This window comes from Labilibaculum euxinicum (assembly GCF_009795715.1).
Taxonomy (GTDB): domain Bacteria; phylum Bacteroidota; class Bacteroidia; order Bacteroidales; family Marinifilaceae; genus Labilibaculum; species Labilibaculum euxinus.
This window is the reverse complement of sequence record NZ_WTCR01000001.1, coordinates 1-12,920: the sequence shown is the minus strand read 5'-3', so window position 1 is coordinate 12,920 and position 12,920 is coordinate 1. Positions and strand designations below refer to the sequence as shown.

Below are 12,920 nucleotides of genomic sequence, written 5' to 3'. Positions count from 1 at the left end.
TGGCGCAAAGATAACAAAAACTCGATGCCCGAAAGTTTGGGATCCCGAATAGTTGGAAATAACTTTTGAACGTGTATTATTTAGTGCTTTTTTTGCTGGAAATCAAGATTTGGAATTTTTATTCAAGACTGAAAAGTTGTAGGTTTGTGAAACAAATCACATTACTTCAGACTTGTTATTATGCAAGGAAAAAACCTACTCTCTTTTTATCAGAAACAAAAGAAAATAAAAGAGCTGAAAAGTCTTCTCCCGGAAGTCTTTGCAGGAGATCAATTAGATATTCAGAAGCTTAAAATTTATTTGGAAACTAATCAGTTCGTTGATGAATCGAACTATGGCTTAACATGGTTCGGAAAAGAGAATGCAGCAATGCAAGCCCGAGAAGAAAGTACGGACAAACTGGTTTTTGATAAAGCAAAATCTGTTCAGCCAAAAACGACTCAAAATCTGTTTGTAGAAGGTGATAATTTAGATGCTTTACGTTTACTGCAGAAAGATTATTCGGGTAAAATCAAATTGATTTATATCGATCCGCCCTATAACACAGGTAATGATTTTGGTTATAATGACCGGTTTAAAATCCGCTCGAATCAGTACCTTGAATTTTTGGATGGTACCGGCATTGAACGGGTTGATTTTGGACTGAAAAATCAAATTGAAAGTGGCGAAGTTCACACCAATTGGTTGAACATGATTTATCCGCGATTGATTTTATCCCGACAGCTGTTAACCAATGATGGTGCAATAGCCGTTTCTATTGACGAAAGTGAGAAGGCTAATGTGCAGCTGATTTGTAATGAGGTTTTTGGAGAGGATAATTTCATTGGGTGTTTTATATGGATCAATCGAACAAACTCTAATGTTTCGGGTAATTTATTTGCCGCAAATCATGAATATATTTTGCTCTATGCCAAAAATACAAAGGAAGTTAAGTTGAAAGGAGAGCTCAAGGATTTATCCAATTATTCAAATCCTGATAACGACCCAAATGGAGATTGGATTCCTGATAATCCGTCAGCAGCAAGCGGCAATTCCAATTCCCGTTTTGTGATTGCCAATCCCTTTACAAAAGAGGAATATTTACCTCCATCGGGACGATATTGGGCTTTTTCGAAACTGCGTGTTGCCGAGTGGTTCGATTCAGGAAAGTTGATCTTTCCCAAAGAGGAAGGAAAGCGCTTTTTGCTGAAAAAGTACAAGTCGGAGCTCAAGAGTATTTTTAATCCCATTTCATCAGTTATTACTGATATTCCAACAAGCAAAGGAACCCGGGAATTGAAAGAATTATATCCCGAAGGCTTGCCCTTTAAATATCCAAAACCAACCGATTTACTACTTGTGATTTTGGAGCAGTTAAGCGATGATGGCGATTTGATTTTGGATCTTTTTGCCGGCTCGGCGTCAATGCCTCATGCTGTTTTCAAATTAAACGAAAAGCAAGCTTCTAAGCGCCGTTTTATTTGCGTTCAGAATACAGAATTGGTAAAAGAGGATTCTGATGCTGGCAGAATGGGTTTTTCTACCATCTCAGATTTGGCAAGAGATCGAATCGTGCGAGCCGGAAAGTTGTATCCTAAGCTTGATACAGGGTTCCGATTTTATAGAATTGAGAAATAAAACAAAGAGAGTAATGTCGGTATATTTTTGAAATTCAAACCGCTTTCATTCTTCATTGGGCTTGCTCTGATATCGTTATACAGAAAGCTTTTATTGAAGTGATACGGATCGGGATATTTTTACAAAATGGATATTGAAAATCTAATTTAGTTTTTATACTTTCGAGATAGATTAATCAAATATACAACAAGCATATTTGCAGAGATTTAAATACTTACACAACAACAATATAACAAAACGACAATGACTAAAATGAAGGCTCTTGTAAAGTCCAAAGCAGAAAAAGGCTTGTGGATGGAAGAAGTTGATGTTCCTAAAGTAGGAGTAAACGATGTTCTTGTAAAAATTAGAAAAACAGCTATTTGCGGTACCGATCTTCACATTTATAAATGGGATGAATGGGCACAGAATACCATTAAACCGGGAATGATTATCGGGCACGAGTATGTTGGAGAGGTAGCTGAAATTGGAGCCGGTGTTACTGGTTTTAAAATTGGCGACCGTGTAACAGGCGAAGGTCATATAGCTTGCGGACACTGCCGAAACTGCCGACGCGGACGTAAACACGTGTGTGAACACACCGTTGGAATTGGTGTAAATATCGACGGTATTTTTGCCGAGTATGCAGCCATACCATCGTCGAATTTGATGAAAATGAGCAATGACATTAGTGATGAGCTTTTGGCGATCATGGATCCATTTGGAAATGCAACACATACTACTCTTTCGTGGCCTATTATCGGAGAAGATGTATTGGTTACAGGTGCAGGTTTAATTGGAAGTATGTGTGTGGCAATTGCAAAATTTGCTGGAGCCCGCTACGTTGTGGCAACCGAAACTAATCCTTACAGAATTGAGTTGGCTAAGAAAATGGGGGCCGATCGTGTAATTAATCCTTTAACAGAGAGTCTTGATGACGCAATTAAGGATTTGGGTATGATTGGTTTTGATATAGGGTTGGAGTGTTCAGGTGCACCAGCAGCTTTTGGCGATATGGTTTCTCATATGTACAACTCAGGTAAGATCTCTCTTTTAGGTATTTTGCCTCCGCAAACAAAAGTAAATTGGAACGATATCATTTTCAAAGGACTTCAGTTAAAAGGAATCTACGGACGTGAAATGTACGAAACATGGTACCAAATGGAGCAGATGTTGATGAGTGGATTGGATTTGTCTCCAATGATTTCACATCGCTTTAAAGCTGATGAATTCCAAAAAGGATTTGATATTATGGAAGAAGGAAATTGTGGGAAAGTGATTCTCGATTGGGAATAAATTTTCTTAAAAATATAGTTTAAAGCTCAGGCATTGCCTGGGCTTTTTTTGTAATCTGAAAATATTTGTCTTGCACAGTAAGCTTGTTTCATCGATTTATGATCGTTTTTGGAAATTTTATTTCGATTTTGATTCATCCATTTATCTTTTTTAAGTGTCTATTAGTTAGAGTCTTTGTAAGACCTTGATTAGTTTGATGTAAAATATAGAGGGAAATTGGTTATGGTGAATATGCGATATTGCTCTGAAAAAAACATATTGAATGTAGAATTGATTGGGAGAATTGATTTTAAGGAGATGAGTGCTTATTGTGAAAAAATCAGTAAGGACAATAACTTGCCCGGTTCATTGCGGATTTTAGAAGATGCTACTCTTGCAGTATTTGATTTTGACATCGATAAAGTGGATCAGATTAATCAAATTATGGTGAGTCAGATTGCCGGCAACAGGATTATTATACACGCTCTGTTGCGCACAGAACCTATTTCAACAGCATATGGAATGATAAGTGAAATGGCTAATAATGATCCTCGTTACAATGCTAAGGTGTTTTCAACATGGCAAATAGCTATGGATTGGTTGCAAAGCAGGTGATTTTGTATTAGATCATTTATCAAAATTAAGAAACAGCTATTTGTTTAAATATTATTTCCCGTTTATCTATAGAAAAAGAATGCATGCTCAAATGAGCCAGAATATCCGTATTTTAATGCAGAAACTATATAAATCCCGGATATTATGGAACAGGAATTTTACCGCATACCTATAGCTGCAATTCACAAGCCAATAAAAGAAGCTGTAACACTGAGCTTTCAAATACCAGATGAACTGTTATCGGTTTTTAAGTTTCATCCGGGACAACACCTTTGTTTTCGGTTTGATGTAAACAACAAGGAAGAACTTAGAATGTATTCCCTGCACAACTCGCCGTATGTAAAAGGTTTGTATCAGGTAACAGTAAAGATTCAGAAAGACGGATTGATTTCCAATTACATAGCGGACAATTTAAAAGCAGGAGATATTGTAGAAATATCCACTCCTCAAGGAGATTTTACGGTAAATCCGGATGAAAAGGCCGGTAAGTCCTATTATTTGTTTGCTGCCGGAAGTGGAATTACGCCAATTTACTCAATGTTAAGTTCCATATTGCTGGCAGAACCAAATAGTAAGGTGTTTTTGCTTTATGGAAATAGGAGTATTCCCGAAATTTTATTTTACAATGAATTATTGGAGTGGCAGGCAAAATATCCTGATCGTTTGAAAATTACTCAAACCCTTTCGAAACGATTTCTGGATTTCTCACTGACTCCATGGGATGGTAAACGTGGCCGGATAAATGAGGAGTTGGTAGAATCTTTTCTTCTTGAAAATGCAGCCGCTCCTGAAAATTCAGAATATTATATCTGCGGACCGGATGGAATGAATCAAATGGTTAGTGATACGTTGATTGATATGGGAGTCTCGTCAAAATTCATTCATTTTGAGTATTTTTCCACTCAGGCTATTGAGTACGAAGAGGGACTAACTGCAGTGGAGAATGCTTTGGTGGATGCAGCAATCAGGAATGAAAAATTTCAGCTGCACTTAGCGCAGGGCGAAACCATTTTAGAAGGATTGAAAAGAATTGGCGCCCCTGCTCCTTATTTTTGTCAGGGTGGTATTTGTGGTACCTGCAAAGCTCATCTGATTGAAGGGGAGGTGAAAATGAAGGCAACAATGGCTCTGAGTGCCGAAGATGTAAAGAACAATGTAATCTTAACCTGTCAGTCGCTGGCGCAAACTGCCAAAGTGAAAATAGAGTTCAAATAATATGAAGCGGTGAGTCTGCGCAAAAACAGCACAACACTCACCGTTAATTTATTCTTGAAACAGTTTCGATGCTTCCTCCAGTAACTGTTCGGTAACTTCAGCGATATTGTAAAGCAAAACCAATTTTTGGCGTTCAGTTCCCCGTTCAATTTCAGTAATTTTTTGTCCTAAATTATCAATGAATGTTTTAAGACTTTGGGTCGGGTCACAAGCTTCCGACTTTTGTAAGCCACTGACAGCTTTGCTTAATTCTGATTCTATACTTCCAAACATTTCCCACTGATCATCGCTGATGTAGTTTTTGATGTCGCGGTGTGCTCCTAAGGCCGATAAATAGGATAGTAATGCATGATTGAGATAAGTTAAAGCAAAGGCATGTTTTTGAAATTTCTGATGTTTTTTTGGCTCCAGTTTCATTCCCCGCCACGATAAAGCAAGTGCATTATCAGCCTGATTTGCACGATACCTGGCAATGCGGTAATTCAAATCATCCTCATTTAATTCTTTGTATTCCTGCAAAATGGAGGTGAAATAGTTTCGGTTCTTTTCCAGGGCAGTTGAAAGTAAGTTGGGCAAACGCTTGTATTGCCAATCGGGCCACATAAAGCGAACCACTATTATAGCCAAAACGGCACCAATAATAGTATCCATTACCCGCGCTTCCATAACAACAATCCCTTTTCCTGCAATCAGATTAAAAGCCGCGATGACAAAAATGGTAACAAACACAACCGCTAGAGCATAGTTTTTTCGCAGCCACACAAAAAAGGCATAAGCAGCTACCAGCAGCAAAATTACCTGTCCGGCAAGAGTAGGAAGTATTTGTACAAACAATACACCAGTCACAACACCACTCAGAGTTCCAATAATTCTTTGAAACAGTCTTTTCCGGGTTTCACTGTAACTTGGCTGGCATACAAATAAACTGGTTAGTAAAATCCAATATCCTTTTTCCAAATGAAAACCCAAAATCAGAAAATAGCCAATCAAAAAACAGGTACTCAACCGGATGGCATATCTAAATCGCGGATGTGACCAGTTCAATTGCTCTCTTAGTTTTTGCCATAAGCTTTTGGTATCTCTGTCAACCTTAGGAAGTAATCCCGAATCTAAATAGTAACTCATGTTTTGTAATGAAAGATGAGATTGTGTAAGATTTTGGAGCAGCAAGCTAAGATTAGTACTTTTTGTTGTAGGATTTTGTTTTTTAATTTTATCCTTCAAGGCTGCAATTGTCCATTTGAATGAAATCGGATGCTGATAAGTTGTTCCCATTAACAAGCTTTTCGAAACCTCGTGGCAGGCAAGTGATAATTGCAGTAATAATTGCCCCAAACCTTCCAGAACTTCCGTGTTGTCTGCTTCATCACTTATCAGGTCGTATCGTTCGTGACTCGAAGAAGCTCTTTCGTGCAAACTTTGCAAGAGTACAAATTTATGCAGGTAAGGGCGCAGTTCGTTCGGATTATCCAAAGCATCGGAGTAGGAGTTGAGTACATTTTTGCACCTTTCCAACGAGTTGATGAATTGAATATTTAAGGTAGCCAAACGACCTCTGATTTTTTCCTGCGACTTGGAATCACTTGGGAAAAGCCGGGCTTTTTCCTTCATGTACAGGCTCAGATCTTCGAATCCCTGAGCCAATTGCTCTTCCAATAGTCTGTTTGGACGAAGAATAAGTAAAATAAGAGACAGTATTCCATAACACAAGGCACCCGCAGGCAAAAGCAAAGGTTGCCAGTACCAGTTTGGCGAAATCTCAGCACCCAACATGGTATAAATAGCAACGAGTAAAGCACCAAACGTAACGCCTCTGTATCGCTCACCCAGTCCACCCAAAACAATAAATGTAATGGTGGAACCAATTAATCCAATGCCAAACAGAATTGGATAAGGAAGCAGTAATTCGACCGATAAACTCGAAATAATGAAACTAATAATGGTAAGAATCAGCGTTTTCACACGTCCTTTGGGATGATCATCGGTTTCGGAAAGAGCACCAGCCAGAGCACCCAAAGCCAGAGTGAAACCCATATTTGCAGAACCAGTAACAACAAATGGAATCAGCAGCATACTCATGGCAATTGCTGCTTTTAGCGCCAGCAATCTGTTTGGATACCTCCATAAATTCTTAATCATGAATTCATACCATCCTTTTCCCTGAAATCTGTCAAGTGTCAATTTGTTCTTCATGTATCGGTTTTTGTTTTTCAAATACAAAGATAACAGAAGCAAATAAGTATACTGCCCGATCGTATTAATTTAGCTTTGCAATTTGCTAAATCCAAACAGTATCTATGACCTGCAAGAGTTTTAATAAATCCTTTTATTGAAAAGCTTCGGGCAATATGCCAGCCAATAAAAAAAGTCTGCTACTGGTTTTAGATATTTTGTACACACCTCCCCCAAAAATATGTCTTCTATGTGCAGCGAAAAAGTCGTTTCAGCTGGCTAAAGCCACAAATATCCAGTTATTATATTGTTCCTTTAACGTAAGGGATATAAGACTCTTTTTATATGATGTTTGAATGAGCTTTATGTGCTGATAGATAGCTCGTAATCAAAAAGTGAATGTTAATCAAAAGGATACATAAACTTAACATTGATATGTTCGGTTATTTGATATTTTGTATATTTTTGATGCTCAAAACAACCATTTTGTACACGCTTCTTGAAAAAGTTCATTTTCAAACTATTTTTTTAATTACTACTAAGCCTATGTTTTCATTTTACACATGTAAGAGGTGGTGTCTGGTGACATTACTTACTTTATTTATGATGTCCGCCCAAGTCAGTTTTGGTCAGGGATTGGAAAATTTTGATACTTATCCATATTCATCAACGTCTTATTCTAATGCCATCCCAGATTGGATTGGAGTTAATGAGATTACATGGAGTTTGGATGTTGGTGCAAAAGGTGCAAGTATTACCGGCATCACGCCATTAATTGGATCAAATGGAAAGAACGGATTTCCGAAAGGTGGAATTTTAACTTCGTCATCCATTACTAAAGGAGTAGGAAATTTAAGTTTCAAGTACAAAAAAGCTTTTTCAAGTAATTCTCAAATTTCAATTTACATTAATGACATTTTAATAGAGAGCATTAGTGCTGAAAGTACTGATGTTGCTAACTATTCCAAAGAAATAAATGTAGATGGAGACTTTACTTTTAAGTTTCAAACAACCGAACGAACTTTAATAGATGATATAGAATGGACTGCCTATGGATCTGCTCCGGTTCAAAGTTCGGCAAAGACCATAACATCATTTGTGATTGATGGCAAAGCCGGAACCCTTAACGAAGGCGAACATACAATTGGTGTAACTTTACCGGAATCGACTAATGTAACAACCCTTAGTCCTGTAATTGAAATATCCGATAAGGCAACTGTTTTGCCGGCAAGTGGTGCATCTCAGGATTTTACAAATCCGGTGACTTATACTGTAACTGCAGAAGATGGATCGAGTCAGGAATACGTGGTGACAGTAAGTGTTGAAATACCAGTAGTTTCGAGTTTACTGATTAACGAATTAGATTGCGATCAGGCAAGCACAGACACAAAGGAATTTGTTGAATTGTACGACGGAGGAGCCGGGAATACTTCTTTGGATGGATACGCTTTGGTTTTTTACAATGGGAGTAATGATTTGTCTTATGCAACTTATGATCTTGCCGGGCAGACGACCAATGCACAAGGTTTTTTTGTAATCGGAAGTACCGAGGTTGCAAACGTAAATTTGTCTCCATCAGGTTTTTCGCTTCAGAATGGAGCCGATGCTGTTGCCTTGTATAAAGCGCCGGCAGCAGATTTTCCAAATAATACAGCTGTAACAACAGAGAATTTAGTCGATTTTGTAGCTTATGATACCGATGATGCAGATGATCCTGGATTGTTGGCAGGAATAATCGAAGGCGGACAAATTAACGAGAATGCTTCGGGCGATATGGTAAATCATTCCATATACAGGGCAACTGACGGAGAAGGCGGAGCTAGAAACACTACCGCTTTTATTGCAGGAATTCCAACTCCCGGAAAATCAAATGCCAGCACTGGGACTGCAATAACTGTTGATTTGGCTTTATCTGCCGCAACAGCCAGCGAAGCCGATCAAACAGTAATTACTTTAACAGCAACTGCAAGTGAAGCGGTAAGCGAAAGCCAGACTCTTGATGTGAATATTTCCGGTACGGGAATTACAGCAGGAGATTATACGCTGTCAGCAGCACAATTTACATTTGCGGCAGGCGAAAGTACGGCAAGTGCAAGTCTTACCATTGTTGATGATGCTGATGTTGAAGGCACTGAAAGCATGACGGTTTCCATTACGAATCCTTCTTCAGGAATTCAGTTGGGAACAACAGTAAGTGCAGTTCTTAGCATAGCAGATAATGATAGTGCAGGTAATGACGGAACGGAAACGAGTCCTTTTACTATAAACGAGGCTTTGGCTTTGTCCGAAACTTCTGCCGAGTATTATGCCTATGGTTATATTGTTTCGGTAGGTACTGATTTTGAAGCACCATTTACAAACGCTTACTATATTTCTATTGCTGATTCTCAGAATGAGACCAATTTTGACCATTGCCTGAATCTTAAATTGGAAGCAGGAGCAAATCGTGATACCTGGAATTTACAGGATCATCCTGAAAATTTGGGCAAACAAATTAAATTTGACGGATTTAGAGATACGTACAGTGGTCATGCTTCCTTCGAAGGAAATTCGGTAATTGTTAATCTATCAGGGGAACCAACATTGACTTCTGTAAATTTGGCTTTATCTGCCGCAACAGCCAGCGAAGCCGATCAAACAGTAATTACTTTAACAGCAACTGCAAGTGAAGCGGTAAGCGAAAGCCAGACTCTTGATGTGAATATTTCCGGTACGGGAATTACTGCAGGAGATTACACACTTTCAGCAGCACAATTTACATTTGCGGCAGGCGAAAGCACGGCAAGTGCAAGTCTTACCATTGTTGATGATGCCGATGTTGAGGGCACTGAAAGCATGACGGTTTCCATTTCGAATCCTTCTGCAGGAATTCAATTGGGAACAAATGTTAGTGCTTCAATTAGTATTGCTGATAATGATGGAAGCACCGGAAGCATTTTGGCTAACTACGTTTATTTGGCTCCGGAAACCAATGGAGATGGAAGTGTTGTAGTGAACCTAACACCAAAAGAATATGTACAGACAGTAAGTCCAAGTCATCATATGGGAAGTGTGAAAATTCCGGCCGATTATTACAGCAGTGCTGTTGGATTTAACGGAACTGCATTGCGTGAGCATATTCATACCATAATTGAGACCGGAGCAGAAGCTCAATCGTACAGCACCGTTTGGAACATGTGTGAAGATGGCGATCAGAATCCGAAAGATGCTTCACAAGTCTGGCAAATGTATATTGAAGAAGGTATTGCAAAAACAGCTCACGTATCGGGTAGTACAGGATGGAACAGAGAACACACCTGGGCTAAGTCGCATGGCGGTTTTGGGACTTCAGATGGGCCAGGTACCGATGGTCATCATTTAAGAGCTACCGATGCTCAGGAGAACAGTGTGCGTGGCAGTCGTGATTTTGCCGATGTGGCTCCGGGATATACTCCACCTAAATCAGCAAGAGGTGATGTTGCCCGTATGATTTTCTACATGGCAACCCGTTGGGATATGACCGTTGATGATCAGTGCAAGGAAACTGAATCGGCAGCCCGTCACGGAAAGCTGTCCGATTTATTGAAATGGCACGAGGAAGATCCTGTTGATCCGTATGAAGTAAGAAGAAATAATGTGATTTATGGGTATCAGCACAATAGAAATCCGTTTGTTGATCATCCTGAATTGGTGCAGTACATTTTTGGAGAAGCCAAGGCGCAGGAATGGAATGGCGGAATTGGTACAGAGCCTGCTAAAATTAAAATTACAGGAACATTGGCCGATTTCGGCATGGTGAAATTTGGTGAAGAGTCATCCGTTCAGACTTTTACGGTATCGGCAAATTCCTTAACCGAAAATGTGAGCATAACATCTCCGCAGCATTTTCAGATATCCAAAGACGGCACCAACTATTCTTCCTCATTGGCTTTAACCGTTGCGGATGGAACTATTGCAGAGACCACAATATCTGTGAAATTTGTTCCCGAATCAGCTGTTTCAGCAAAGGTGACAGGAGATTTGAAAATTACAAGCGGCGAAAATTCCAAGTCGATAGCTGTATCAGGTACCGAGGGAGATCCGGCATTGGTTCCTCTTGCATTTTTACACGAGGATTTCGAAACGGATACGCACAGCAATTGGATCTTGAAATCGGAAATTGGCGACAGAAATTGGGCAATAACAGAATTTTCAAGTAATAAGTACATGCAAATATCGGCCTACAAAGCCACTGGTAAAGTGGTTTCGTGGTTAATTTCTCCAGAATTGGATCTGGATGCCTATAATAATGAGAAACTGACTTTTAAAACCAAGAATGGTTATTTTAAAGGTCTTGCGTTAGAAGTGTTAATTTCTACAGATTACGATGGCGGCGATGTAAGTGCAGCCACCTGGCAAAAATTGGATGCCGCAATTGATGAAAGAAACAATACTGCTTATGGAGCCGACTTTGTAGAATCCGGCGATATCGATTTGTCTGCATACGAAGGAACAGCATACATCGCTTTTAAATATACCGGCGACGGCAGTTCTGTTACTACAACCTATCAGGTAGATGATGTGGTGGTTGAAGGAAATAAAATTCCATTAACTGGAAGTTTGGGAAGCAATCTTATTGCTGATTTGGAATTTCCGTTTACTGAAGTTAGAGCTGTTAGTGAGCCGATGTTATATGAATTAAATTTTGATAAAATAGAGGGAGATATCAGCATTCAGGCCAGCGATAATTATGAAATTTCTTTAGATGGAAGTACTTATGAATCAAAGCTAAGTATTGACCAATCAGAAGTTTCACCTGTATTGATTACAGTTCGCTTTGCTCCAAAAACAGCTGTTATTAACGGATCTGCAGGAACGATTACTCACAAAGCAAAAGCGGCCGAATCGCTTGTTGTCGCTGTAAGCTCTTTGGCATCAACCGAAATTGCTGACGCTTCAACTTTGGGTAGAGATAAAACCCTTGATATTGTATCGTGGAATGTGGAGTGGTTTGGATCTCCAACAATGTCGAAACATGCATCTTCTTTCGATGAGCAGTTGACTGCTGTTTCCGAGAAAATTATTGAATTGGATGCCGATATTTATGCCATTCAGGAATTGGTTTCCGATAATGTAAATGGTGATTTTCTGCAGCCTTTGGTTGAGAAGCTAAATGTTTTGGCGGGAGAAGATTTGTATGCGGCCAGTATGGGTGCAAGATATTCTCACGACGATTCAGCACCAAGTACAGACTATCCGGCTCAGCGCATTTGTTACATCTACAACCAAACAACAGTGAGTAACTTAGGCGATTTCTCGATGTTTACGGATTTATACCCCGATACATCTACCGCATCCATTGATGGGTACACAGGCGATGCTTCCAGTTTCTGGGCTTCGGGACGTTTGCCATATCTATTCGAAGCAGAGGTATTCATTGATGGCATGAAAGAGAACATCAAGTTGGTGAACATTCACGCCAAGTGTTGTCAGGATAGTCACTCCCGAAAATTGGCTGATGCTAAATTCCTGATGAATGAGTTGAATACCAACTATTCCAACGACAATTTGGTGATTTTGGGTGATTACAACGATTATTTAGAAGGAAGTATGACCAGCGGGGCTTCCTCTCCTTATGCATCATGGTTCGAAACCAAAGATTATTTCGATCATGTAATTACTTCAAGTACCAATATCGATCACATTACCATTTCCAATGAATTGTACGATGAATATCAGGTTCTGACCAACAATACAAGCGAGGAGAATGTCAGCATATCCGATCATCATCCTATATTGCTGCGTTTAAAATTACGTTCGGACAAAATCAGTAAAAAATCGCAAACAATCACTTTCGAGGCTCTTGCTGATAAAACTTACGGTACTGCTGCTTTCGAATTAGTAGCAAGTGCTTCATCAGGATTGGAAGTCAGTTTCGAACTGGTATCAGGCCCGGCAACCCTATCCGGAAAAGAACTGACACTTACCGGAGCCGGAACAGTTGTTGTAAAAGCGGTGCAGGCAGGTAATGAGAACTACGAAGCAGCAGAAGCAGTAAGCAGAACGTTTACCGTAAATAAGGCTTCTCA

General features: G+C 39.5%; 6 protein-coding genes. 5 read left to right on the top strand and 1 reads right to left on the bottom strand.

The window, feature by feature from the left end; translation table 11 throughout:
- The first annotated feature begins 180 nt into the window (after positions 1 to 180).
- The 4 genes from GQR60_RS00030 (at position 181) to GQR60_RS00015 (ending at position 4,701) form a co-directional block, all read left to right on the top strand.
- Positions 181 to 1,617 (top strand): site-specific DNA-methyltransferase, encoded by a 1,437-nt coding sequence (locus tag GQR60_RS00030; RefSeq protein ID WP_124990980.1) that lies wholly within the window; start codon positions 181 to 183, stop codon positions 1,615 to 1,617.
- A 243-nt stretch (positions 1,618 to 1,860) separates the two neighbouring features.
- Positions 1,861 to 2,892, top strand: a complete 1,032-nt coding sequence (gene tdh / locus GQR60_RS00025; RefSeq protein WP_225441289.1) for an L-threonine 3-dehydrogenase — start codon at positions 1,861 to 1,863, stop codon at positions 2,890 to 2,892.
- 222 nt (positions 2,893 to 3,114) lie between these two features.
- The gene (locus tag GQR60_RS00020) at positions 3,115 to 3,486 is read left to right on the top strand and encodes a hypothetical protein (protein ID WP_148096526.1); all 372 of its coding nucleotides are present in this window, start codon (positions 3,115 to 3,117) and stop codon (positions 3,484 to 3,486) included.
- A 144-nt stretch (positions 3,487 to 3,630) separates the two neighbouring features.
- Complete coding sequence (locus GQR60_RS00015; protein ID WP_124990978.1) at positions 3,631 to 4,701, top strand: ferredoxin--NADP reductase; 1,071 nt, start codon at positions 3,631 to 3,633, stop codon at positions 4,699 to 4,701.
- 48 nt (positions 4,702 to 4,749) lie between these two features.
- Here the strand turns inward: GQR60_RS00015 and yccS are convergent, their stop codons facing one another.
- Positions 4,750 to 6,894 (bottom strand): YccS family putative transporter, encoded by a 2,145-nt coding sequence (yccS, locus tag GQR60_RS00010; RefSeq protein ID WP_225441288.1) that lies wholly within the window; start codon positions 6,892 to 6,894, stop codon positions 4,750 to 4,752.
- Between the two features lie 585 nt (positions 6,895 to 7,479).
- Here yccS and GQR60_RS00005 point away from each other — a divergent pair.
- Positions 7,480 to 12,920 (top strand): endonuclease (locus GQR60_RS00005; protein ID WP_160463369.1); only part of this gene is annotated, 5,441 nt, incomplete at its 3' end.

Bases quoted from the DNA above. Each gene is read 5' to 3' on its own strand.
- yccS (WP_225441288.1), bottom strand. From the start codon at position 6,894: ATGAAGAACAAATTGACACTTGACAGATTTCAGGGAAAAGGATGGTAT.
- GQR60_RS00020 (WP_148096526.1), top strand. From the start codon at position 3,115: ATGGTGAATATGCGATATTGCTCTGAAAAAAACATATTGAATGTAGAA.
- GQR60_RS00015 (WP_124990978.1), top strand. From the start codon at position 3,631: ATGGAACAGGAATTTTACCGCATACCTATAGCTGCAATTCACAAGCCA.
- GQR60_RS00030 (WP_124990980.1), top strand. From the start codon at position 181: ATGCAAGGAAAAAACCTACTCTCTTTTTATCAGAAACAAAAGAAAATA.
- tdh (WP_225441289.1), top strand. From the start codon at position 1,861: ATGACTAAAATGAAGGCTCTTGTAAAGTCCAAAGCAGAAAAAGGCTTG.